The following is a 25767-nucleotide window of genomic DNA, read 5'->3' on the forward strand; positions in this document are numbered from 1 at the left end:
CTTTTTTGCTAGACTGGTTCTATCAAAAGGAGAGTGAACATGATATTACAAGCTAAAAATATAAGCAAACGGTATGGGAACCACCTTGCTGTTGATAATATTCAATTACAATTCAAAAGAGGGACTTTCAATGCGATTCTAGGACCAAATGGGGCGGGGAAATCAACGACGATTTCCATGTTGATTGGTTTGAAACAGCCAACGAAAGGTGAAATCATCTATGAACCAGGTGCTAAAATTGGTATGGTCTTCCAAACCAGTGTTTTAGATGAGATGCTGACGGTTAGGGAAAATCTGGCCATTCGTGCCAGACAGTATAAAGGACTGAAACCCAATCGTGTGTCTGATCTCATTGGTCGGCTAGGCCTATCAGCTTTCCAAAAGCAGAGATACGGGACGCTTTCAGGTGGCCAAAAGCGTCGGGTTGACATTGCGCGTGCTCTACTGCACAGTCCAGATCTTCTGTTCTTAGATGAGCCAACGACAGGTTTGGATATCCAAACCCGGAAGTCTATTTGGGATTTGCTCTATCAATTGCAGAGAGAAGAGGGAATGACCGTTGTACTGACCACGCATTATCTTGACGAAGCAGATGAAGCTGATCAGATTTATATTGTGGACCATGGGAAAGTGATTGCTCAGGGATCAGCATTAGATATTAAGAGTCGGTATGCAAAAAATATCTTGAAAATTCGTTTCAAGGAGATACAGCAGATAGAAAGTCTTAAAACTTCGGGAATGTCAGTAGAGCAACAAAGTCAACTGGAGTATGTTTTTCAACCTGAGAGTGAAAGGGAAGCCATTGATTACCTGGCACAAGTTAGAGATAGAATAGCCCATTTTGAGTTTCGTCCAGGGACCATGGATGATGCCTTTATTGCACTTACAGGAAGGGAGGTCCGCTAATGTTAGCTTTACTAAAGCGAAATTTTTTATTGTACTTCAGGAATCGTTCAGGAGTTTTCTTCTCCTTGTTGGGAGCCTTGATTTCCTTTATTCTCTATATTATTTTTCTTCAAAAAAATCTAACAGATGCTTGGAATCAGCTCCCCAATAGTGGTCCTTTGTTAAATAATTGGTTGATGAGCGGGACGCTGGCTGTGACAGGGATTACGACGAGTCTGGCTGCCCTGACTCAGTTGGTAAAGGACCGTGAACATCAAGTAGATCAGGATCTTTATTTATCGAATCATGGGAAATGGCAGTTACCATTTTCGTATCTAGCGAGTGCAATCATCATTTCTTTTGCCATGCAGGTCCTTATGTATGTGCTGATGTGTGGCTATTTTAGAGAAGTGCCAAATTTATACATACTACCTGAAGTGCTCCTCATTATGCTGCTTAGTAGCCTGCTTTCTAGCTTAGTGAATGCCATTTTTGTTTATTTTTTCCAATCTGTAGACAGTCTTGGGAAGTTTTCGACCATAGTGGGTACAGCTTCTGGTTTTTTGGTAGGGACTTATGTACCTTTGGGCGTTCTACCTGATTTTGCACAACTACTAATGAAATGTACTCCAGCAACTTATATTGCTGCACTTTATCGACAAGTCCTCATGAAAGAAACATTAAGTGAGACCTTTAAAGGTCAAGATAACCTTCTTCAAGAGTTTCAAGAAAAAATGGGCGTTCAGCTCAAGTGGCAAGGTTTATTGACAAAGGAAAATACTTACCTTATAGTGTTAGGAGGTATTCTTCTAGCAAGTATCCTTTGGATTGTTTTAGTGAAAAAAACTAGTCAGAAAAAATAAGTGAGAGTTGGAATAGGAATGAAACTTCGTTTTGAAGAAAAATCAGATATTTCGGCAAAGGATCCCTGTGTGGTCATCCAAGCAGAGCGATTGTCTGATCAAGCACGAGAGGTAATGGATTATCTCGAACAATTTTCAGTTGTAAATCAAGTGGTGATTCCTATTAAAACGGATGATCATTTGGTTATGGTAAAAATTGATGACATTATCCTAGCTGAGATTGATAAGAATGTGTTAACGATTTATACCGTAAACAATACCTATACGATGAGAGAGACACTAACAAACTTTCAGCATCGCATCAATCGTCGAAGTTTTTTACAGATATCACGTCATGCTGTTATGAATATAGACCATTTGGAGTCCCTATCAGATAGTTTTTCTGGCAATATGATGGCTAAAATGACAGGTGGGGTGAAGTCCAGTGTCAGCCGAAAATATGTCAAATCCTTGATGGATTATTTAGGGGTGTAGGAGGAACCAATGAAACGTTTAATTGCTTATTTTGTATCCGGCGTGAGAACGGGATCGTTCTTTTACCTTGCACTCCTTTTACTTGGTCAATTATTTCCCCAGCTTATCTATCCCAAAGTTAGTGTGGGGAATATTTTAGCCCTCTTTATGATGAGTGGTTTGATGGGAATGCTCTCGTGGATTTTGGAAGAGATTGACTGCATATCGTATAGGCTTAGAATAATCTTGCATTTCTTGTTGACGGTGATTGTACTTACAGTGACTTGTCTGATATCAGGCTGGTATGAGGCTTTAACGAACCCTGCTATCTGGATTGTTTTCATTTTCGTTTATAGTATTATCTGGCTATATCTCATTTGGCAAATGCATATGAGAACACAGCGTATTAATCAAGCTTTACTGCATCGTCGAAGCCAGAAAAAGAAACAAAAGTAATAAATTATAGAAAACTTCAAAAAAATACTCTTTTTCCTCTTGACCCTCACGCCACGTCATAGCCTATACTCTTAATTAGAGAGGAGTTCTAGTGAAATCTGTAAAAGAAGTGAGCCAACTATCAGGTGTCAGTGTGCGCACCCTTCATTATTATGACGAAATTGATTTGCTGAAACCGTCGGTTGTGGCTGAAAATGGTTACCGTTACTATAATCGCGATGCGGTTGTCCGTTTGCAAGAAATATTGCTTTACCGTGAGTTAGACTTTCCTCTCAAAAAAATTAAGGAAATCGTAGGTCAACCAGGTTATGATAAAGTTCAAGGGCTTAGGGATCAGATTAAGCTCTTAGAGTTGAAAAAGTCCCGGTTGGAAGCCGTCATAGCTCATGCCAAGGCCTTACAAATGGAGGAAGAAGAAATGTCATTTGAAGCATTTGATCAAAAAGCTGTGGAAGCCTTTCAGGAAGAAGCTCAGGCTAGATGGGGTCAGACAGAAGCTTATCAAGCTTTTGTGGCTAAGGGAGAGGAGTCCTTCCCTGAAGTTACCAAAGAGATGACTGCAATCATGTCTACCTTTGGACAGCTCAAGGAGTATAATCCTGGTGATGATAGTGTTCAGGAGCAAGTAAAGTCGTTACAAGATTATATTAGTCAGCATTTTTATCCATGTAACCAAACGGTATTAGCTGGTCTAGGTCAGATGTACCAAACAGATAATCGCTTTTCTAGTTTTATCGATAAAGTCGGAGGATCGGGTACTGCCGCCTTTCTCGCAGAAGCTATTCGTATTTATTGTCAATAAACTAAGGCCAAAGTCTATAAGACTTTGGCTCTTTTCATGCCATAGTGACATTTATGTCACTATTTTTATAATCATTTAATGCTTATAATTAATGTATCGTTTTAAAAGGCGATTAGTTAAGTGTTTCTGCTATTTTGCTTGAAATTTTCTTGCAGATAATCAGATAGAAATTGATCAAATTCTAACCTAAATCAAATTTACGGAGGAAACCATGTCCATTTTAACCATCGATCACATCTCAAAGTACTATAATCTCGACGGTACGAACCAAGAGCGCGCTTTGAACGATGTTACGCTTGGGATTGCACCAGGAAAGATCACTGCTATCTACGGTCCATCTGGCTGTGGTAAGACCAGTCTGCTTAGTATTATTAGTGGCTTGGATAGTCAGTATCAAGGAAATCTTTATTTCAAAAATCAAAACATGCGAGATTTTTCAGAGCGTGACTTGACCTATTTTAGAAAGGCTCATATTGGCTTTGTCTTTCAAAATTTCAATCTTATCCCTCATCAATCAGTCCTTGAAAATGTCAAGATGCCTCTTTACGTTAAAAATATGACTGATAAAGAGATGGTCGATATTGCGGAAAGGGAGCTCAGCCGTCTTGGAATCGGAGACTTTATCAAGAAAAATGTTAAGCAGCTTTCTGGTGGGCAAAAACAACGTGTGGCCATTGCCCGTGCCCTAGTCAATAATCCAGAAATGATTGTGGCTGATGAACCGACAGGTTCTCTTGATTCTCAGTCTCAGGAAAATGTTCTCGAAATTTTTAAAGAGCTAGCTGAGGCAGGTAAAACTGTGATTATTGTAACCCATAACCCTGAAGTGGCGGATTATGCGGATGTTGTCATTAAAATGAAGGATGGTGAAGTCGTTGAAACAATCGAAAAATAAGGGGTTGACCCTCAAGAATAAACTCAAATTGTCATTGAACAACTTTATGGAACGTAAGTGGCGTAATCTTTTGATTGCGACGGCAACTTCCATTGGTTTTATCGGTGTCTTGATTTCCTTTGGTTTGGGAAATGCTATTGTTGGTATGATTAATGACAGTACCGATGGTGGCAATATTCCATCCCAGATTCAGATCAGTCTTAGTGCTAAATCAGCAGCCAGAGGGGTTCTAAATGCGGATGACGAGAAGTTTATTCGTAGCCAGATTAAGAGTGATGACATTAAGTATTTGGAGAGTCCCTTTGGAATGAACATGGCAAGTCTTACCCTTGATGGCAAGACCATAGATTTCAGCAAGGACCTTCCTAACTATTCTCAGGTTATCAGTCTTTACAAGAACACAAAAATCTCTACATCTCGCAATGATAAGGATAAAATTTCAGCTGGGAAACCTTTTAAATCTGAAGATGAAAAGGGCTTAACCCTTCCGATGAGTTTTGTCAAACGCTACAACCAAGAAATAGGGAAGAAGCTCAAGGCTAAAGACTTTATTGGTAAAGAAATTTCAGCTCAGATTGTTGAAAATACTGCTGAGGGAACTAAAGTAGCGGATATCAAGACTAAGATTGTCCGTATTGTTGATGACAGCGAGGATGCTGAAGAGGGCAATAGCTATATGCCAGCTAAACAATTGGAAGAATTGCTCAAAGAAAATGGCTTTACCAAAACAGTATCTTACATGCTTTTGGAGCTCAAGGATCCAGCCAAGACTAAGGAAGTCACTAAAAAATTGCAGAAAAACAAGAAGTATCTGGTTCTTTCACAGCAGGCCATCCTAGATGTCATTATTAAATTCATCCGTGTGATCCAGGCCCTCTTGATTACCCTTTCATCACAAGCTATCCTAGTTTCAGCTGTTATGATTGGAATTATCATCTATATTAACATCATGCAACGCTCAAAAGAGATTGGTGTTATGAAGGCTGTCGGTTATCTTAATCGTGATGTGAAAGCTATCTTTGTTTATGAGGCCCTCTGGATTACGGGTATCTCACTAGCTCTTGCCCTCCTTGTATCGCAGGGCATTGGAAGCTTGGCTAACATGATTGTTTCACATCTCTACCCAAGTGTCAGCAAGGTGTTTGACCTAAATCTGACATCAATTCTCATCATGTTTGGTTTCTCACTCTTGATGGGCTATCTGTCAGCCTACCTTCCAGCCCGTAAAATCAGTAAAATGGACCCTGTCGAGTCCCTAAGATATGAATAGAAATAAAGAGTAGTCTCCTCAGGCTACTCTTTTTTGTCAAAACAAGCATTAGAAAAATCGGAAAATCCAAACAATAATTAACTTTCTGAAAAGTGGAGACAATTGCTCAAAAATGCTATAATAGTCAGTATATACAGGCTATTAATAACAAAAAAAGAAGTACCTATTCGATTGGAGGAATTCCATGTATAAAGATGATAGTTTAACCTTGCACACTGACTTGTATCAAATCAATATGATGCAGGTTTACTTTAACCAAGGTATTCACAATAAAAAGGCCGTTTTTGAAGTTTATTTCCGTCAACTTCCGTTTAAAAATGGCTTTGCTGTGTTCGCAGGTCTGGAGCGTATTGTCAACTATCTTGAAAATCTGACCTTCTCAGAAACTGATATTACTTATCTAAAAGATTTAGGTTATCCTGAGGATTTTCTGGACTATCTAGCCAACCTAAAACTCGAGTTGACTATCAATTCAGCTCTTGAGGGTGATTTGGTATTTGCTAATGAACCGATTTTCCAAGTGGAAGGTCCCTTGGCCCAGTGTCAGCTTGTAGAGACTGCCTTGCTAAATATCCTCAATTACCAGATTCTTATTGCTACCAAGGCAGCCCGTATTCGTTCTGTCATTGAGGATGCTCCTCTGTTGGAATTTGGGACACGTCGTGCACAAGAGATGGATGCAGCAATCTGGGGAACACGTGCAGCCGTGATTGGTGGTGCTGATGCAACGTCAAATGTACGTGCCGGCAAGATTTTTGGAATCCCAGTTTCTGGTACTCATGCCCATGCCCTTGTTCAAGCCTATGGCAACGATTATGACGCCTTTAAAGCCTATGCATCTACTCATAAGGACTGTGTATTCCTTGTAGATACCTATGACACCCGTAAGATTGGTGTTCCTAATGCTATCCGTGTCGCTAAAGAGCTAGGTGATAAGATTAATTTCTTGGGTGTTCGTCTTGATTCAGGTGACTTGGCTTATCTATCGAAGCAGGTTCGTAAGCAATTGGATGCAGCTGGTTTCCCTGATGCTAAGATTTACGCTTCAAACGACCTTGATGAAAATACTATCCTTAACTTGAAGATGCAGAAGGCTAAGATTGATGTTTGGGGAGTAGGTACTAAGCTCATCACTGCCTATGACCAACCAGCCTTGGGTGCTGTTTACAAGATTGTCTCAATGGAAGATGATAAGGGAGTCATGCATGATACTATCAAGTTGTCCAATAATGCTGAGAAGGTTTCGACACCAGGTAAGAAGCAAGTTTGGCGTATTACGAGTCGTGCTAAGGGCAAATCAGAAGGTGACTATATCACTTTCGCAGATACGGATGTTAATGCTTTAGATGAAATTAATATGTTCCACCCAACATATACTTACATCAATAAGACGGTTCGTGATTTTGATGCAGTGCCACTCTTGGTTCCAATCTACGACAAAGGGCAACTAATCTATGACTTACCAAGTCTTGATGAAATCAAGGCTTATGCTACTAAGGAATTGGACGAACTTTGGAATGAGTACAAGCGCGTGCTTAACCCTCAAGATTATCCAGTTGACTTGGCTAAAGATGTCTGGGATAACAAGATGACCTTGATTGATAATGTCCGTAAGAAAGCCCATGACTTGTCAGAGTAAAGGGAGAAATTATGACTTTGCAAGAAACTATTATTGCTCAACTAGGCGTTAAACCTAGCATTGATCCAAAGGAAGAAATTCGAAAATCCGTTGATTTTTTGAAGGCCTACATGCTCAAACATCCATTCCTTAAAACATATGTTTTGGGAATCTCAGGAGGTCAAGATTCTACATTGGCTGGTCGTCTGGCACAACTTGCGATTGAAGAGCTCCGTGCAGAGACAGGAAAAGACTATCAGTTTATTGCCATTCGTTTACCATATGGTGTCCAAGCAGATGAAGATGATGCCCAACGTGCTCTTACTTTTATCAAGCCAGATGTGAGTCTTGCGGTTAATATCAAAGAAGCTGTTGATGGTCAGGTTGCTGAACTTGCCAAGGCAGGTGTCACCGTTTCTGACTTCAATAAGGGAAATATCAAGGCCCGCCAACGTATGATTACCCAATATGCGGTTGCTGGTGAAAATAGTGGGGCAGTTATCGGAACAGACCACGCCGCTGAAAACCTTACGGGCTTCTTCACAAAATTTGGTGACGGTGGTGCGGATATTTTGCCGCTCTTTCGTCTAAACAAGCGTCAAGGTGCAGCCCTTCTTGCAGAACTTGGTGCAGACAAGGCCCTTTATGAAAAAGTGCCAACAGCTGACTTGGAAGAGGACAAACCAGGAATCGCTGATGAAGTGGCACTTGGAGTGACCTATCGTGAAATTGATGACTACCTTGAAGGCAAGGAAGTCTCAGCCAAAGCTCAGGAAACGATTGAGTCTTGGTGGCGTAAAGGTCAACACAAACGTCACTTGCCAATCACCATTTTTGATGATTTTTGGAAATAAGAGGAGAAATGAGTTATGATTAAAGCTTATATTGATTTTTGGAAGCGTGCCTTTGACTTTAGAGGCCGTTCGACTCGTCCAGACTACTGGTGGGCTTACTTGGTTAATGTCATTATTATTACTATTCTTACTGTTTTTTGTGTTCTTATTCCTTTCTTCAGTAATGTTGATCTTAGTGACCCAGCTCTGTTGAATAATTCGACTGAACTGCAAAAAATAATTATTACCTATGCTTGGCCACTAATGCTTTTTAGCTTAATTGAACTTATCCCTCAATTGTCTCTACAAATCCGTCGTTTGAGAGATGCAGGATTTCATCCGGCTTGGGTACTTCTAAGTTATATAGGTCTTATACGAATCTTGGCTATCTTCTCATTGATTGGAAGCATTGTCCTCCTTATCATGTCTTGTCAACCAACGAAACCAGCACCTGAAACGCAGTTTGATAAAGTGGAATAAGATTGTCATAACCCTAGGTTAAACCTAGGGTTATTTTTAAATTGAATTTTCAGAAATTAGTGATAAAATAGAGAGGAATAAGGCTTAAAAGGAGGAATCTTATGACTTCACTATCAACAGATTTCACAGATAAACTATTTGCAGACTATGAGGCCAATGCCAAATACAGTGCTATCGAAAATGCTGTAACTCACAATGGCTTGCTCAAATCTATCGAAACACGTCAATCAGAAGTTGAAAATGACCATGTTTTCTCAATCGATTTGACTAAAGATGAGGTGTCTAATCAGAAAGCTTCAGGACGTTGCTGGATGTTTGCGGCACTAAATACTTTCCGCCATAAATTAATCTCAGACTTCAAATTGGAAAGTTTCGAGCTTTCTCAAGCCCACACCTTCTTCTGGGACAAGTATGAAAAATCAAACTGGTTCTTGGAACAAATCATTGCTACAGCAGATCAAGAGATTGGCAGTCGTAAGGTTAAATTCCTTTTGGATACCCCTCAACAAGATGGTGGACAATGGGATATGGTCGTATCACTTTTTGAAAAATATGGTGTTGTGCCAAAATCAGTTTATCCAGAATCTGTAGCTTCAAGTAATAGTCGTGAGCTTAATCAATACCTCAATAAGCTTCTTCGTCAAGATGCTCAAATCTTGCGTGATTTGATTGCTGGAGGTGCTGATCAAGCTGCTGTTCAGGCCAAGAAGGAAGAACTTCTTCAAGAAATTTTCAATTATCTTGCCATGACTCTTGGTTTACCACCACGTCAGTTTGATTTTGCCTACCGAGATAAAGATGACAACTATCAATCTGAGAAAAATATCACACCACAAGCTTTCTTTGAAAAATATGTGGGTCTAAAACTCAGCGACTATGTGTCAGTCATCAACGCTCCAACAGCTGATAAACCTTTCGGGAAATCTTATACTGTTGAGATGTTGGGTAATGTTGTGGGTGCACCAAGTGTTCGTTATATTAACCTCCCAATGGATCGTTTCAAAGAGCTTGCCATTGCACAGATGAAGGCTGGAGAGACTGTTTGGTTTGGTTCAGATGTTGGTCAAGTTTCAGACCGTCAAAAAGGTATTCTTGCAACTAATGTTTATGACTTTACAGCTAGCATGGATATTAACTTGACTCAAGACAAGGCAGGACGTTTAGACTACAATGAATCTCTCATGACTCATGCCATGGTATTGACTGGGGTTGATTTGGATGCTGATGGTAAACCTATTAAATGGAAGGTTGAAAACTCTTGGGGAGACAAGGTCGGACAAAAAGGTTACTTTGTCGCTTCCGATGCCTGGATGGATGAATACACTTATCAAATCGTTGTTCGCAAAGACTTCCTTACAGCTGAAGAATTAGCAGCCTATGAAGCAGAGCCACAAGTACTTGCTCCTTGGGACCCAATGGGAGCCCTTGCTTCAAAATAAGACAATATATAAAACCACTGGAAATGATGCTAGTGGTTTTATATAGCTTCTTTAAATTTTATCGGTAAAAAAAGAGTTATCCATTCGGATAACCCTTTTATTTCTTATTCTTCTGCTGTAGCAGTGTTTGAATTTGAATGTTCAGAACCGTTAGAGGCCGATGTCGATGGATTTGTTGAAGCATCAGGGCCGTACTGTTGACTATCTTGTGAACTTGATGAGTCACTGCTTTGGCTTGAGTCTAAACTTGATGATGAGCTAGATGTTCCAAGTGATCCTGTGTAAACATTTGATGTTGAAGAACCAGTAAGGAAGACATAGCTACCATTATTATAAACACCGCTAGGCATATCGAAATCTTCAGAACCCGCACCATACATCTGGTTAAGGTAGCCACTTGTTACACCGTAGATTTGTTTAGCAATGTCAAGGTCTGAATCATGAAGTGGTGTTTTACGGTTTTTGTAACCTGTCCAAATCGCCATTGAATACTTAGTATTGTAACCAACGAAAGTTTCATCTGGAACCATAAGATAAGCATAGACGCCACTTTCTTTTTGTACCTTGTAGTATTCATCGTCACCATAGTTAGATGTACCAGTCTTACCAGCATTGAATGTACCAGGGACATAAGCTTCAGTCGCTGTACCACCTGTCATTACTTGTTTCAACATGCTTGACATCATGTAAGCTGTTTGTGGCGACATGGCCTCGACACCTTTAGAATCAAATGATTTTGTTGAACCGTCTTCAAATTTGATTGATTTAATGTAAGATGGTTTATAGTAAGTACCGCCATTTGCAAAGGCTGCATAGGCCGCAGCCATTTTCTCGCTTGATGCACCGTACTTAGGATCTGACGATGTTGTTGAAGATGAGATGGCATTTGAGTAATACATTTCTGGATACTCAATACCCAAATCTTTCAAGAAGGACTGTGCATATTCCAAACCAACAGCCTGAAGAGCTTTAACAGCTGTTACGTTACGTGATTGTTGAATAGCATAGGTCAATGATATACTTCCGTAATATTTACGGTCCCAGTCGTAAACTGGGGTTGAAGAGCCAGGGAAATTATAAGGATTATCGTAAACAGTCGTACCAGTGTTTGTATAAACACCTTTTTCAATAGCGGGAGCGTAGTCAGTGATAGGTTTCATTGTTGAACCCCAGTCACGGTCAGTTTGGACTGCTTGGTTGGTACCAAGGGCAACGTTCTCATCCTGATGGCGTGATCCTAGCTGAGCAACAACACGACCATTAGTAACATCAATAATAGTAGAGGCAACCTGGAAGCTATCATTTGGATAGTAGATATAGTCATCAGTATTATAGACATTCCAAATGTATTTTTGAATATCAGGATTAAGGTTAGTGTAGACGTCGAGACCTGCTGAGTAAATATCAGCATTGGCATCAGTAGATACCTGTTCGATAACTTGTTTGATGTAGTTATCTAGATATGGCTCGTAGCTAGCTTTCTTTGTGAGTGGAAGAAGACCATCTGATATGTCAGTTTCTTTAGCTTGTTCGTACTCTTCTTTAGAAATGTTTTTGTCTTCATACATTTCACTAAGAACAGTGTTACGACGCTTTTTAGCAGCATCCGGATTAGCATAAGGGTCATATTGTGTTGGTGCTTGTGGAATACCGGCAAGAAGAGCTGCTTGGGCAACAGAGAGGTCGCTCAAGTCTTTACCGAAGTAAGATTTAGCTGCAGTCTTCATACCATAGTAACCATTACCCATATAAACCTTGTTAACGTAGAAGGTCAAAATCTCTTGTTTAGTGAATTGACGCTCCATTTGGAGAGACAACCAGATTTCTTGTGACTTACGTTTAAGGGTTTGGTCCGAAGTGTTTGTTGAGAAGTAGGCCAATTTAATCAACTGTTGGTCGAGTGTAGACCCCCCCTGGGTACTACTACGACGAAGGTTATTAACAGCCACTCCCATGATACGGTAGACGTCAATTCCACGGTGTGTGAAGAAACGTTTATCCTCAATAGAGGTGATGGCATTAACTAGAGTTGTTGGAATTTCATCTGTGGATGCACTCTCACGTTTCTCAGCTCCCAAGTCAGCAATAAGGCTACCATTGGCGTCGTAAATCTTACTTGAGCTTGTTGATTGTAGTTTGTTCTCGGTAAGTTTAGGAACACTGCTAATATAGTAGGCAAAGAGGCTACCACCAGAGATGACACACACTACAAAGAAAGTCAGTAATCCAATAAATCCGTATTTTGCAATACGCCAGCCCAAGCTTTGGTCTGAAGTAGCTGAGCGTTTTCCCTTGCTATAGCGAGAAGAATCTGAACGTTTGGCTTTGATGTTTTTAGCACGTTTAGTCAAACCGCTCAGCGATTCTTTAAAGTTGTTGAAATTAAATTTAGCCATTATGTGTTACCACCTAATAATTTTTCAATGATTTCTAAATAAGGAACTTGAGGATAAGCTGCTTCTGCAATTGCATAGCCTCTTTTTTTGATATAATCAAGAGGCATTGATTTCGTCCCCTTATCAATTTGATAAAAAGCGATTAAGTCTTTGGCAGGCAGAAGGTAGGTTTCCTTAAGCGTCGAGAAGTGAAGTAGCACGAAGCAGATCCCATCTTGACTGATGACCTGAGACATGTGCTCAATTTGATGCGCATGAAAGTTTTTCATAGGCATGGCTGTCTTTTGTCGTGTCTCTTTGGCTTCAAAATCAATGTAATATCCCTTGTAAACACCAGAGTAGTCGGTAGTAGAGGCTTGTCTAAAGTAAGCTTCCACAATCTTTGCTCGTGAGCGTTTGGGATAATCGACTTTGACAATTTGAACAGGAGTGGGTTTTTTATGAATAACGGCTAAACCACGCGACAAATAGTAATCATTAGTCGCGTTAATAGCAGATTCAAAGCTCATCCCCCGATTGGCAAAGTCAACTCTATTTGATTTTTTAGGACGTACTTGTGCTTTCTTACGAGATATCTGATGGGGATAGTTTACCATTTCTTTCCCTTCTTCTTTATAAGATATGCATAAAGACTATTTTATTATACCATAAAATGAACGAGGAAAACAATAAATGACATCACTACTGGTAACTGGTTATAAGAGCTTTGAACTCGGTATTTTTAAAGACAAGGACCCTAAAGTAACCATTATCAAGAAAGCAATTAAACGTGATTTTAAGCGTTTCTTGGATGATGGTGTGGATTGGATGATTTTTACCGGCAACCTCGGTTTTGAATTTTGGGCACTAGAGGTGGCCAAAGAACTTCAGAAAGACTATCCTTTGAAGTTGGCGACACTTTTCCCTTTTGAAACGCATGGTCAGAATTGGAATGAAGCGAATCAGACAAAACTAGCAGCCTTTAAGCAGGTTGATTTTGTCAAGTATAGCTTTCCCGCTTACCAATCTCCAGCACAGTTTAAACAATTTAATCAGTTTCTCATTGACAATACAGATCAGGCTTATTTATTTTATGAACCTGAAAATGAAACAAATCTGAAATATTTTTACGGTATGATGATAGAAGCAAGGGATTATCCCGTATCTCGACTGACTTTTGATGACCTCAATGAGGTCATGTCGGAATAGGATATAATTGAGTTTTAAACTTGCATTTTTATTTTTTTTTCTGTATCATAAAAACATTAGACAGTAAAGTATTAGTAAGTTAGATAAGACAAGTATTGGAGAATAAAAATGGCTAAGATTAATTTAACGCCCAAGAAAATCTACGAACAAGAATTTAAAACAAGCATGCGTGGATACGATAAAAAAGAAGTTGATGAGTTTTTAGATGATGTAATCAAAGATTACGGTGTCTATATTGCTCTAGTTAAGGAATTGCAAGAAGAAAATGCAAAACTTAAGGCTAAAGCTTCATCAGCTCCTGCAAGTCGCCCAGCATACGCAAGTGCGACAAGTGAACCATCACGTGCGAATGCCAATGTTGCTTCGGCTTCAAACTATGATATCTTAAAACGTATCAGTCGTTTGGAAAAAGAGGTCTTTGGAAAACAAATCGTCGAATAAAACTGGTTTGTGCAATTTTTGGATAATCGCATGGTTGCTAGTCTTCCATGAGGAAAGTCCATGCTAGCACTGGCTGTGATGCCAGTAGTGTTTGTGCTAGGTGAATTAATAAGCCTAGGGACTTGTTTTCAAGTTACGGCGAGTGAACTGGCTAAGTCTTCGGATAGGTTTTAGTAGCTCTGAAAGTGCCACAGTGACGGAGTTTTTAGGGAAACCTAAAAAGTGGAACGCGGTAAACCCCTCAAGCTAGCAACCCAAACTTTGGTAGGGGCATGGGATGGCTGGAAACGAACGGACCATCCTGACTGCTTTGCAGTAGACAGATGATTATCGAAGGAAGTGGTACCTAGTCACTTCTGGAACAAAACATGGCTTATAGAAAATTGCATATAGGTGAGGCTGGGACACATGTCTCAGCCTTCTTTTAGCAAGAATTCTTTCTTTTACAACTATATCTAAAGAAAAGAGTGGGAAAATAAGCCATCAGTTAAGAAAGTTTGTACTCGTAACAATGAGATAAAAGGATGACAATGAAAGAAACATTTACATTAGTAGCAACTGCTGCAGCAGGTCTTGAGGCTGTGGTTGGACGTGAATTGCGTGAGTTAGGTTATGACACTCAGGTTGAAAATGGTAAGGTGCGTTTCCAAGGCGGTGTTCGTGCAATTGCTGAGACCAACCTTTGGTTGAGAGCAGCAGACCGTATCAAGATTGTAGTTGGTGAATTTCCAGCACGTACCTTTGAGGAACTCTTTCAGGGAGTTTTTGCCTTAGACTGGGAAAATTATCTTCCGCTAGGTGCAAAGTTCCCAATTTCTAAAGCTAAATGTGTTAAATCAAAGCTTCATAATGAGCCATCTGTTCAGGCGATTTCAAAAAAAGCAGTCGTTAAGAAATTGCAGAAGTATTTCCACCGTCCAGAAGGAGTGCCTCTTCAAGAAACAGGAGCAGAATTTAAGATTGAAGTTTCTATCTTAAAGGATAAGGCTACGGTTTTAATTGATACCACAGGTGCTAGTCTCTTTAAGCGTGGCTATCGTACTGATAAAGGTGGGGCACCTATTAAGGAAAATATGGCGGCTGCTATCCTTGAACTTAGTAACTGGTATCCGGATAAACCGTTGATTGACCCGACTTGTGGTTCAGGGACCTTCTGTATTGAGGCTGCAATGATTGGTATGAACATTGCGCCAGGATTTAATCGTGATTTTGCCTTTGAAGCATGGAATTGGGTGGATAAAGATTTAGTACAGTCGGTACGTGATGAAGCAGATAGCAAGGCAAACTATGATGTTGAATTAGACATTATGGGTTGTGATATTGATGGCCGTATGGTTGAGATTGCAAAAGCTAATGCCCGTGAGGCAGGTCTTGAAGATGTTATTAAATTGAAACAAATGCGTTTACAGGACCTGAAAACAGATAAAATCAATGGTGTCATAATTTCAAACCCTCCTTATGGTGAGCGTTTGTTGGATGACAAGGCTGTGGATATCTTGTATAATGAAATGGGTCAAACTTTTGCGCCACTTAAAACTTGGAGCAAGTTTATCTTGACCAGCGATGAACAATTTGAAAGCAAATACGGTATGAAAGCCGATAAAAAACGTAAGCTTTATAACGGTACACTCCGTGTTGATTTGTATCAATATTTTGGTGAACGTGTTCGCCGTTCTGAGGCTAGAAAGGTAAATTAAACGTGTCAGAAGATAAAACACAAAATGGCTATGAAGGTAGCCAAGAGCTAGATTTCCAAGATGCCAAGGAAATGACAGTCGGTGAGGCTGTCCGCAAAGAAGCTGAGATTAATGCTGGTGTAACAGAAACAGATAGCATTTTGGATAAGTATATCAAGCAACACCGTGAAGAAGTTGCCTCACAAAAATTTTCAAAGAAAATTGAAGCTGACGGCGATACATCACCTTTGGATGCTTTTATTCAAAAGCAACGTCAGGAGTTTGCGGATTCAGGTTTGATTAGCCAATCAATGGCTAATGAGTCAATCAACTCAACAACAGCTACTGAAGAAGTAACACTGGTCACATTTGGTTTTGGTGCAACAGATAACAAGGTTGATGAAGCTCAATCTCATGTTGATAAGCAGTTGCCAAATGCTCCTGTTGAACCTGAGGTTATTGCAGAACCAGAAAGTCAAAATTCTGAAGTTATCATTACGTCAACGAATGCTGATCGTTTCATCACGTCAGAAACAGAAAAATTTGACATTGGTGATGCACTTGCTGATTCCTCTACTTCAACTAATCAGCCAGCCTATAACGATGCATTGGTCGATAATATTGATGATAACAATCCTTTGATTGCTAACATTGATGATCCAGAACCACAAAATCCTGTTGTCGCCAATATTGATGATACTGAGCCACAAGCTTCAAACCCTTTGTTGGATGATGTTACTATCTCAGACACTATCGATTTGGCGGCTATTGCATCAACAGTGGCAGGGGTAACTGGAGCAAAAGCTGATGAAGAAAAGACAACACCAAAAGTGTCTATGGCAGTTAATCGCCCATCTGCAGAAGACAGAATCTCTTCAGAATCTATTTCGCCATCGCATAAGAGTGCCTTTGATGGTGACATTCCAGTTTACCGCCGTAAAGGTGTTGTTATCGGTGCTCTAGCAGTTCTTGCTTTAGCTATTATTGGTGGTAGCTATGCTCTTTATAAGGGAACACATAGCCAATCGGCAAAAACAACAAGCACAGCTTCTTCAGCAGTGACTTCATCATCAAGCAAGGACACGGCAGCTGCTGATAATAAGGCCTTCGAAGAAATGTATAAGAATTTCTTCACAGATGACGAGCAAACAAAACTCGCTAATGATCAATTTGGTAAGCTATCAGATTTGGAAAAACTGCTCAAGAAATTGGAGAAAACCAAGTATTATGATGCAGCTAAGAAAAAATATGATAATTTGAAGAAGCAAATTGAAGCTGTACAAAAGATTAACAGTCAGTTTGAGTCAGATGCTCTTGTAGATGGTAGCTATAATGCCTCTATCGCTGTTAAATCCGATGCTAACTTTAATAATCTTCCAGAAAGTGTAACAACAACTGGGAATGCGAGTCTTGATAGCACTATTCAAGAAGCTATTAAGGGTGGTAAGACTCAGCTTGAAGAAAAAGCTAAGGCTGCGAGCGTAACATCTGCAGCGACAGCTGCTGATAGCGCCAATACTGTTAGTCCTGCTGCACCTTCGGGTGATAACACGTCTGGAGCAGCTTCTAATGGTGGTGGTTCGGCTGCATCAAATACTTCTGGAGCGCAAAATGGATCAGCTAACTCAGGTTCAACTGGTGCGACTGGAGGAACTACTGGTGGTTCGGCTGCAGCTTCAACAGTTGTAACACGCGGAATCACAAATTATAACCCATCAATCCTTCAACGTGACCGCTCACGTGTGCCTTATAATGCAAACGTAGTAGCAGATACAAGTAACCCAGCTTGGATTTGGGCTGACGGTGTTCTTGATAAGATTATCGAAACATCACACTCACGTGGTTACTTCTCAGGAGATAACTTCATCCTTGAGCCAGTTAACATCATCAATGGTAATGGCTACTACAACTTGTACCTTCCAGATGGAACTTACCTCTTCAGTATCAACTGTAAGACAGGTTACTATGTTGGTAATGGTTCAGGTCACTCAGATAAACTTGATTATTAATAATAATCTGCGACACTCCCTAGGGAGTGTTTTTTGTTTTATCTTGGTGAAGGCCTAGTTTATAAGGATTTTGTGCTATAATAGAGGGATAAGATAGGGGTGAATACTATGGCAAAATTGATGCCGGGTAGAGTCCGTAATGAGGGTATTGAACTTTTTGAAAAGGATCTCATTACCATTCATCAGGTCTCAGAAACTCAGTTGGATACAACAGTTGACCAACATCATTTAATTTATGCACTCAATGATTCTGAAATCACGTGTGACTGTGATTATTTCGTTCAAAAAGGCTATTGTCCCCATTTGGCAGCGGTTGAGTATTATCTAAAAAATGATAAAGAAGGCCAGCGCCTCTTGGCAGAACTGGAAGAGGAACAAGAATCCTCTCAAGGTCAAGACCGAGGACACTCTTTTGGTGGTTTATTTTTAGAAGGCCTTTCCCTGAATGAAGATGATACCGTTAGATATAGCTTGATGGTAGAGGGAGAGGAATCTACCTTTGGTTCAGAGATTTGGTGGAGTATACGTTTACGTCGCTTACCAGATGAACGTTCTTATGTTATTCGAGATATTCCTGCCTTCCTCAAACTTGTAGAGGCTGAAGGTTATTATCAGATAGGTAAGAACTACTATGAACCCCTATCACTTATTCAATTTGACCAGGCTTCACAGGCATTTTTAGACTTCCTAGGACGGATGATTCCAGATGAAGCCAAGACTAATTTAGACTTTATTTTACCGAATAATGCACGTCACCTTTGTCTCCCTTACGGTTTTTTTGAGGAAGGTTTGAGACGGATGCAAGATTTGGATGGCTTTAGGTTTGAATGGGAAGGAACCGAATATCGCCAACTTTTGGTCGAGGATTTGACTGCTGATGCTCAGCTCTTCTCGTTTGATATTTGTGTCGAGCCTAAGATGATTGAATTGACTGTCGCTGAGAAGAATAGTCAGGCCTTTTTTAATAATCGTATTCTCTTTTATCAAGGTGTTTTTTATCGTCTGAATCGAAAACAACAAAAACTTTTGGTTGGCTTACGCTCTCTTCCAATCGGAAGCGATTTGAATAAGCACGTCAGCTTTAATCTCGATGAACAAGCCATCTTGGCTGCTAGTCTTTTTGATTTTAGGACTATGGGGCCAGTTAAGGCACCAAAAGCTTTTAATATCAAGGATTTCACACCGAGATTTCGCTTTGATCTGAAAGGTGACAGTGAGATTATTCTTACATTAGCCTTTGATTTTGATGGTTTCTTGGTACATGATCGCCAAGAGTTGAGTCATTTAGGATTTACCAGTAACTATCGTCATGAGCAGGCAGTTTTTCGTTTGATGTCTAAGCATGGATTCATCCCTGATTTTCAGTCATCTAAACGATTAAGTAGCAGTCAAGAGCTCTATGATTTCTTTACAAATACTCTATCAGATTTTGAAAATGCAGGAACGGTTCTGATTGGACAGGAGTTACGTGACTTACGGGTTGAGCAGAGTCCACAGGTTCAGGTAGAGCGTCAGGGAAATTTATTAGATATTTCCTTTGATTTTTCAAGTCTTGACGACGAAGATGTGGATCATGCTTTAGCAGCCTTGATGGAAAGCTCGCCCTATTTTATCAATCGTAGTGGTCAGTTGATTGTTTTTGACGAAGCGACGCATCGTATTAGTGAGAGTCTCAAAACTCTGAGAGCTCGTTACTCAGGAAAAGGTCACCTAGAACTCAATCAATTAACTGCCTATCAATTGATGGCTGCTCTTTCAGAAAGTGATTCTGTTCGTTTTTCAAAAGATTTCCAACTCTTAACGCAACATTTGAGTAAGCCAGAGACCTTTGATTTGCCAACCTATAAGGTAGAAGCTGGCCTTCGTCCCTACCAGGAAAGAGGTGTTCAGTGGCTATCGATGTTGCATCACTATGGTTTTGGCGGTATCTTGGCCGATGATATGGGGTTGGGGAAAACTTTGCAAACTATTGCCTATCTCTCTGCACATTTAGAAGAAGGACAACGAGTTTTGGTTTTGTCACCATCAAGCCTGATTTACAATTGGCAGGATGAGTTTAAAAAGTTTGCCCCTCAGTTAGATGTAGCGGTTTCTTATGGACTCAAGCCAAAACGTGATGACATCATTGCTGAAGACCACCAGATTATTATTACAAGCTACGCTTCCTTCCGTCAGGATTTTGATGCTTACAAGGCTGGCAAATATGACTATCTCATTCTCGATGAGGCTCAGGTCATGAAGAATACACAGACAAAGATTGCCCAATATCTACGTGATTTTTCTGTTCCACATTGCTTAGCACTATCTGGAACGCCTATTGAAAATCATTTGTTGGAGATTTGGTCTATTTTCCAGATTATTCTACCAGGACTTTTACCAGCTAAGAAAACGTTTCTTAAGTTAACACCTAAGGAAGTGGCTAGGTATATTTCTCCCTTTATTCTAAGACGTAAAAAAGAGGAGGTCCTTCCTGATCTCCCAGATTTGATTGAAATCACTCATCAAAGTGAATTGTCAGATGCTCAAAAGGCTATCTATTTAGCACAATTGCAACAGATGCAACAAGGATTAATTTCGGCAAGTGATCAGGAAATCAACCGTCGTAAGGTGGAAATCTTGTCAGGAATTACCCGCTTACGACAAATCTGTGATACCCCAGCTCTCTTTATGGACTATGCGGGAGATAGCGGAAAATTAGATAGCCTTAGAGAGTTGCTTAGCCAAATTAAGGAATCAGACCATCGTGTCCTTATCTTTTCACAATTTCGTGGGATGTTAGATATTACAGAGGGGCTCTTACAAGAATTAGGAATTTCCTCATATAAGCTAACAGGGTCAACGCCATCTGATAGTCGTCAGGAGATGACCAGAGCGTTCAATCAAGGAAGTCGAGATGCCTTTTTGATTTCTCTGAAAGCAGGAGGAGTGGGACTGAATCTAACTGGTGCTGATACGGTTATTCTGATTGACCTTTGGTGGAATCCAGCGGTAGAAATGCAGGCTATTAGTCGTGCTCACCGTATAGGTCAGGAACAAAATGTCGAAGTTTACCGTTTGATTACAAGAGGGACTATCGAAGAGAAAATTCTTGAGCTTCAAGAAGGCAAGAAAAACCTGGTAACAACCGTCTTGGATGGCAATGAAAGCCGTGCCAGCATGACCGTTGAGGATATTAAAGAAATTCTTGGTATTGCAATATCTTAATTTGTTATATTTGATATTGGAATACTAAGAGGTAAAAATGCTACTAGGCAAATCTTTTGAATTAGGCTATAATAGAATATTGCAAGACGTATCTTCCCATTCCCGATTATTTATATTAAGATACGCATCATCTCGAAAATGAAAGGAAGTCTTTTATGCATCGCCAAAGACGACAATTTCCGCTGATTCCAGACGGGGAACCTTGCTTGCAAGAACCGGTCTCTATGCGCCTATACGAAAATGAAGATTTAATCACAAATATCCGTGGCCCTTACCAAGATAAGGACTACAATGATTTGTTGCCGAACTATGATTTCTTGTCAGCTAAGCCTAGCAATCGTAAGCAGGCTCCAAAACGAGTGGAGACACAAGAAGCTGGCATGACTTATGCTGAGGAAGCCCGTGAAAAGGCTAAGCGTGATGTACGTGAGAAACGCCAAAAATTCCTCCGCCAAGAAGTTCAACAAACCAAGCATACTAATAGCCGTCAACTGACTACTAAGCCTAAGGTAGAAGCTAAACCAAGCTTTGAGGCTACTGTTGAACCAGCTGCTGTAACAACGGATAAAGGACCAGTGACAGCCTCTATCTTGGGAGCTCCTGTAAGTGCTATCAAGCGAACTTTAGCACCTAATGGGAAGCACTCAAAGATTCATCACTTGGCAAATCGTCTGCAACAAGATTCTTACATCTTGGCAGAAGTGGCTCCAACTTATCAACAGCCTAGTAACCCATCTCGTAAGAACGTCAAGAAAAATAGCTATGACTTCTTGAAACGTAGCCAGGTTTATAATTACCCAGAACGTCAAACTTACCGTGAACACCGAGTTGCTCAAGAATTAAATTTGACGCATTTAGAAGACGCAAACTAATCGCAGTGCGATTGTAAGGAGAAACTATGTCAAAAACTTATCATTTTATTGGAATTAAAGGATCTGGTATGTCAGCTTTGGCTTTGATGCTCCACCAAATGGGACACAAGGTTCAAGGTTCAGATGTGGAAAAGTATTACTTCACTCAACGTGGTCTTGAGCAAGCAGGTATTCCTATCCTTCCTTTCGATGAAAAAAACATCACAGAAGATGTTGAATTGATTGCTGGAAATGCCTTTCGTGAAGATAACAACGTTGAAGTTGCTTATGCAATTAAAAATGGCTACAGCTTTAAGCGTTATCACGAGTTCTTGGGTCACTTCATGGATCAATTCACTAGCTTTGGTGTGGCAGGTGCACATGGTAAGACTTCTACAACAGGTCTCTTGTCACATGTTATGAAAAATATCACCGACACGTCATACCTTATCGGTGACGGAACTGGACGAGGTTCTGCTAATGCACAATACTTTGTCTTTGAGTCTGATGAATATGAACGTCATTTCATGCCATACCACCCAGCATACTCAATCATCACTAACATTGACTTTGACCATCCTGATTACTTTACAAGTATCGATGATGTGTTCTCTGCCTTTGATGACTATGCTAAGCAAGTGCAAAAAGGACTCTTTGTTTACGGTGAGGATCCACACCTTCGTAAGATTACAGCCAATGCGCCAATCTATTACTATGGTTTCGAAGAAAATGATGACTTTATAGCAACAGACATTGTGCGTACAACGACAGGGTCTAATTTTAAGGTGAAACATGATGGACAAATCCTTGGAGAATTCCATGTACCAGCCTATGGTCGTCACAATATCTTGAATGCAACTGCGGTTATTGGGAACCTCTATGTAGCCGGTTTTGACATGGGCTTGGTTGCGGAACACCTTAAAACCTTCTCAGGTGTTAAACGCCGTTTCACAGAGAAAATTATCAGTGGTACTGTTGTCATCGATGACTTTGCCCACCATCCAACTGAAATTATTGCAACGCTTGATGCAGCACGTCAAAAGTACCCATCTAAAGAGATTGTTGCTATTTTCCAACCACATACCTTCACACGTACCATCGCCCTTCTTGATGAATTTGCTGAAGCTTTGAACGAAGCAGATGCTGTTTATTTGGCACAAATTTACGGTTCAGCGCGTGAGGTTGACCATGGTGATGTTAAGGTTGAAGATCTTGCTGCTAAGATCAATAAACCTGCCAAAGTGGTTACAGTTGAAAATGTCTCACCTCTCCTTGACCATGACAATGCTGTCTATGTCTTTATGGGAGCTGGAGATATCCAACTTTACGAACGCTCGTTTGAAGAGCTCCTAGCAAGCTTGCAAACACACATGTAATATATTAAGGGCTGTAGCGATTTCGCTCAGCTCTTTCTCTTAATAGAAAGGAATTTGATATGCTTATTCGACATGCCCGAAAGGATGATTGGGCTGATGTTGTTCGTATCGAACAAGAAAATTTTTCGCCTGAAGAGGCTGCAACTCCAGAGGCTATTGCAGAGCGTTTAGAGACGATTTGTGATACCTTTCTAATTGCTGAAATTGATGGCGTTGTAGTTGGTTACATCGAAGGACCTGTGATTGCGGAACGTTATCTCACAGATGACCTGTTCCATAAGGTGGCTCCTAATGCTAGTCAAGGAGGTTTTATTGCAGTTACTAGTTTGTCTATCTCCAAAGATTTTAAAGGGCAAGGTATTGGAACAGCCTTGATTGCAGCGCTTAAAGATCTGGCTATTGCTCAAAAACGCCAAGGTATTAGCTTGACTTGTCATGATTACTTGATTGCCTACTATGAGATGAATGGTTTTACTGATGAGGGAGAATCAGAATCAAAGCATGGTGGAAGCTCTTGGTATAATATGGTCTGGGAGAACCCAGAAACCCATTGATTTCAGTGTTACGTTACTGTGACAAAGGACCAATTGATTTGCATTAACTGACTTTTTAAGATATAATGGCGTTTGTTACTATAGAGGAGGTATGCCTTGACGGACAAGTTTAATGAACACTCGGAAGCTTCTGAAGATAGCCTAAGCTTCAAAGATCAGATTCTCCGAGACTTACAAGAAGCGACACGGCTCCGTTCTCTTCGTGAGGAGGAGCATAATAAAAGTGCAACTATGCCCGAGACACCACTTTCAACGTCAGCTGAGAGCGCTACAACTCGTAGTGATTCAGCGTCTAATAAAGTAAGTAACCAAGATTTTAGTTCACATTCTGTTTCACACAGTGCCTTTGCTAAATCTATGACTTCTGAGACAGCCCAAGATTCTCAACAAGATAGTCTTGGCTTGTTTTCAGATTCTCAAGAGGAGTCTTTAGTATCTGATGCTCATTCAAACCTAGCGTCTATTCCTAAAGAGCCAATTGAGGAGGAGACAAAGGTAAATATTCCTCAGGAGACTGAAACGTCGAAACGTCGTTTTAAACGTCCAGTTTGGGAAACTAGCCTTAACGAAGCATCTGAAGAGGAGTATATTCCTGCAGATGTTGCCAAGGAGCTCATTGAAGCTAAGTCTAACGAAGCTATTTATACAGACCCTAAAGAATTGGAGGCCAAATTGACCTCAGAACGTCAAAAAGAAGCATTCTTGCAGGAACATCATGCAACAAGTGACCAAGCGTCGCAAGAAAAGGTTCAATCAGAGCTAGTAGCTGATGGTAATGAGGATGATGAGAGTATTTCTCTAGAACCCTCTGGAAAACCTAAGAAAAAGAAAGGCAAGAAAGTGAAGAAGAAAAAGTCTTCGCCAAAAGATGGTAAACAGGCTGACATTGTCGACGAAGAGCCGATTTCACGTTCTAACCGAAATCACAAACGCAATAAAAATAACCGTCGTGCTGGTAAAATTGCAAGAAACATTATCATCTTCTTGCTACTTATCTTGTCAGTAGCTACATTCTTTGGTTATCGCTATGTTAGTGATGCTGTTGGCGCAAAAGATGTTAATTCAACTAAGTTTGTTAGTGTTGAAATTCCTGAAAATTCAGGTAGCAGTTATATCGGCCAACTCTTGGAATCAGCTGGTGTTATTAAGTCTGGTAAGGTCTTTAATTACTATACCAAGTTTAAAAACATCTCAAATCTGAAAAGTGGTTACTACAACCTTCAGGCTAGCATGACCATGGATGAAATTATTGAGGCACTTCAGAAAAAAGGAAGTGATAAACCTCAGGAGCCATCTCTTGGTACGGTCTTAGTCAAAGAAGGATATACCATTGATCAAATTGCCAAGGCAGTTGAAGTTAATTCTTCAGCTAAAAAAGGCAAAAAATCATCAACTGGACTTAAGGCGAAAGATTTCTTGAAATTGATGAAGGATGATGCTTTCATTACAAAGATGAAAGCGAAGTACCCAACCTTGTTGGCAAACCTTCCAAATTCTACGGATGCTAAGTATGTCCTAGAGGGTTATCTGTTCCCAGCGACTTATAACATTCATGATGATACGACGGTGGAGTCTTTGGCAGAGGAAATGTTGTCAACGATGGATACCTACCTATCACCTTACTATGCGACGATTTCATCTAGTGGACATAATATTAATGAGATTTTGACCCTAGCTTCTCTTGTTGAAAAAGAAGGAGCTACAGATGACGACCGTAAAAACATTGCTAGCGTCTTCTATAATCGTCTAAACTCAGACATGGCTCTACAAAGTAATATCGCAGTTCTTTATGCTCTTGGAAAACTTGGTCAGGAAACGACCTTGAAAGAAGATGCAACTATTGACACAAACATTGACTCCCCTTATAATGATTATGTTCATAAGGGGTTGATGCCAGGTCCTGTGGACAGTCCTAGTCTGTCTGCGATTGAAGCGGTTATCAATCCATCATCTACCAAGTACATGTACTTTGTGGCAGATGTAACCACTGGTAATGTCTATTTTGCTGAAAGCTATGAAGAGCATCAGCATAACGTTGAAACTTACATTAACAGCAAACTAAAAGATAAATAGTCTAA

General features: G+C 40.3%; 22 protein-coding genes and 1 other RNA gene. 21 read left to right on the forward strand and 2 right to left on the reverse strand.

The genetic code is table 11. The annotated features are described in order from the left end of the window. Window positions 1–39: 39 nt before the first annotated feature. The 11 genes from V471_RS03980 to pepC all read left to right on the forward strand — a co-directional run bounded on the left by V471_RS03980 (window position 40) and on the right by pepC (window position 9994). Window positions 40–906: an ABC transporter ATP-binding protein gene (locus tag V471_RS03980; RefSeq protein WP_014633635.1), complete on the forward strand. Its 867-nt coding sequence runs from the start codon at window positions 40–42 to the stop codon at window positions 904–906. Continuing rightward, a complete protein-coding gene (locus V471_RS03985; RefSeq protein ID WP_045001958.1) occupies window positions 906–1748 on the forward strand; it encodes an ABC transporter permease in 843 nt (280 codons plus the stop codon). The genes V471_RS03980 and V471_RS03985 overlap by 1 nt, the downstream gene beginning before the upstream one ends. Window positions 1749–1766: 18 nt before the next feature. Next, window positions 1767–2222, forward strand: a complete 456-nt coding sequence (locus V471_RS03990) for a LytTR family DNA-binding domain-containing protein (RefSeq protein WP_002886486.1) — start codon at window positions 1767–1769, stop codon at window positions 2220–2222. A 9-nt stretch (window positions 2223–2231) separates the two neighbouring features. After that, window positions 2232–2657, forward strand: coding sequence for a DUF3021 family protein (locus tag V471_RS03995; RefSeq protein WP_045001956.1), 426 nt, complete (start codon window positions 2232–2234; stop codon window positions 2655–2657). Window positions 2658–2748: 91 nt separating this feature from the next. After that, window positions 2749–3459: a MerR family transcriptional regulator gene (locus V471_RS04000; protein WP_084871125.1), complete on the forward strand. Its 711-nt coding sequence runs from the start codon at window positions 2749–2751 to the stop codon at window positions 3457–3459. 211 nt (window positions 3460–3670) lie between these two features. Next, on the forward strand, window positions 3671–4354 hold the full coding sequence (locus V471_RS04005; RefSeq protein ID WP_014633632.1) for an ABC transporter ATP-binding protein: 684 nt from the start codon (window positions 3671–3673) through the stop codon (window positions 4352–4354). Further along, window positions 4323–5624 carry an ABC transporter permease gene (locus V471_RS04010; RefSeq protein WP_084871126.1) on the forward strand — a complete coding sequence of 434 codons (1302 nt, stop codon included), beginning with the start codon at window positions 4323–4325 and terminating at the stop codon, window positions 5622–5624. Before V471_RS04005 ends, V471_RS04010 begins: the two co-directional genes overlap by 32 nt. Before the next feature lie 184 nt (window positions 5625–5808). Then, the gene (locus tag V471_RS04015) at window positions 5809–7263 is read left to right on the forward strand and encodes a nicotinate phosphoribosyltransferase (RefSeq protein WP_084871127.1); all 1455 of its coding nucleotides are present in this window, start codon (window positions 5809–5811) and stop codon (window positions 7261–7263) included. A gap of 11 nt (window positions 7264–7274) precedes the next feature. Continuing rightward, window positions 7275–8096, forward strand: coding sequence for an ammonia-dependent NAD(+) synthetase (gene nadE, locus V471_RS04020; protein ID WP_049553990.1), 822 nt, complete (start codon window positions 7275–7277; stop codon window positions 8094–8096). Window positions 8097–8111: 15 nt separating this feature from the next. Then, entirely contained in the window at window positions 8112–8555 is a 444-nt protein-coding gene (locus V471_RS04025; RefSeq protein ID WP_049527398.1) for a DUF805 domain-containing protein, read from the forward strand. A 101-nt stretch (window positions 8556–8656) separates the two neighbouring features. Beyond that, complete coding sequence (gene pepC / locus V471_RS04030) at window positions 8657–9994, forward strand: aminopeptidase C (RefSeq protein WP_049527400.1); 1338 nt, start codon at window positions 8657–8659, stop codon at window positions 9992–9994. A gap of 104 nt (window positions 9995–10098) precedes the next feature. Here the strand turns inward: pepC and pbp1a are convergent, their stop codons facing one another. After that, window positions 10099–12390 carry a penicillin-binding protein PBP1A gene (gene pbp1a / locus V471_RS04035; RefSeq protein ID WP_084871128.1) on the reverse strand — a complete coding sequence of 764 codons (2292 nt, stop codon included), beginning with the start codon at window positions 12388–12390 and terminating at the stop codon, window positions 10099–10101. Continuing rightward, a complete protein-coding gene (gene recU / locus V471_RS04040; protein ID WP_045769236.1) occupies window positions 12390–12986 on the reverse strand; it encodes a Holliday junction resolvase RecU in 597 nt (198 codons plus the stop codon). The genes pbp1a and recU overlap by 1 nt, the downstream gene beginning before the upstream one ends. Before the next feature lie 76 nt (window positions 12987–13062). Here recU and V471_RS04045 point away from each other — a divergent pair, with 76 nt between their 5' ends. The 10 genes from V471_RS04045 (at window position 13063) to mltG (ending at window position 25762) form a co-directional block, all read left to right on the forward strand. After that, window positions 13063–13578 carry an SLOG family protein gene (locus V471_RS04045; protein WP_049529112.1) on the forward strand — a complete coding sequence of 172 codons (516 nt, stop codon included), beginning with the start codon at window positions 13063–13065 and terminating at the stop codon, window positions 13576–13578. Window positions 13579–13686: 108 nt separating this feature from the next. Continuing rightward, a complete protein-coding gene (gpsB, locus tag V471_RS04050) occupies window positions 13687–14019 on the forward strand; it encodes a cell division regulator GpsB (RefSeq protein ID WP_045769238.1) in 333 nt (110 codons plus the stop codon). Between the two features lie 14 nt (window positions 14020–14033). Beyond that, an RNA gene (rnpB, locus tag V471_RS04055) (RNase P RNA component class B) lies at window positions 14034–14400 on the forward strand. Window positions 14401–14549: 149 nt separating this feature from the next. After that, window positions 14550–15716, forward strand: coding sequence for a THUMP domain-containing class I SAM-dependent RNA methyltransferase (locus V471_RS04060; protein ID WP_014633857.1), 1167 nt, complete (start codon window positions 14550–14552; stop codon window positions 15714–15716). 2 nt (window positions 15717–15718) lie between these two features. Then, window positions 15719–17704, forward strand: coding sequence for a cell division site-positioning protein MapZ family protein (locus tag V471_RS04065; protein WP_070578717.1), 1986 nt, complete (start codon window positions 15719–15721; stop codon window positions 17702–17704). A 108-nt stretch (window positions 17705–17812) separates the two neighbouring features. Then, window positions 17813–20908: a DEAD/DEAH box helicase gene (locus V471_RS04070; protein WP_045769240.1), complete on the forward strand. Its 3096-nt coding sequence runs from the start codon at window positions 17813–17815 to the stop codon at window positions 20906–20908. Window positions 20909–21063: 155 nt separating this feature from the next. Next, window positions 21064–21780 carry a hypothetical protein gene (locus tag V471_RS04075; protein WP_045769241.1) on the forward strand — a complete coding sequence of 239 codons (717 nt, stop codon included), beginning with the start codon at window positions 21064–21066 and terminating at the stop codon, window positions 21778–21780. Between the two features lie 26 nt (window positions 21781–21806). Continuing rightward, the gene (murC, locus tag V471_RS04080; RefSeq protein WP_014633623.1) at window positions 21807–23135 is read left to right on the forward strand and encodes a UDP-N-acetylmuramate--L-alanine ligase; all 1329 of its coding nucleotides are present in this window, start codon (window positions 21807–21809) and stop codon (window positions 23133–23135) included. A 59-nt stretch (window positions 23136–23194) separates the two neighbouring features. Then, a complete protein-coding gene (locus V471_RS04085) occupies window positions 23195–23689 on the forward strand; it encodes a GNAT family N-acetyltransferase (RefSeq protein WP_013990021.1) in 495 nt (164 codons plus the stop codon). 96 nt (window positions 23690–23785) lie between these two features. Continuing rightward, the gene (gene mltG / locus V471_RS04090) at window positions 23786–25762 is read left to right on the forward strand and encodes an endolytic transglycosylase MltG (protein WP_084871129.1); all 1977 of its coding nucleotides are present in this window, start codon (window positions 23786–23788) and stop codon (window positions 25760–25762) included. Window positions 25763–25767: the final 5 nt, after the last annotated feature.

The organism is Streptococcus salivarius (genome assembly GCF_002094975.1).
Taxonomy (GTDB): Bacteria; Bacillota; Bacilli; order Lactobacillales; family Streptococcaceae; genus Streptococcus; species Streptococcus salivarius_D.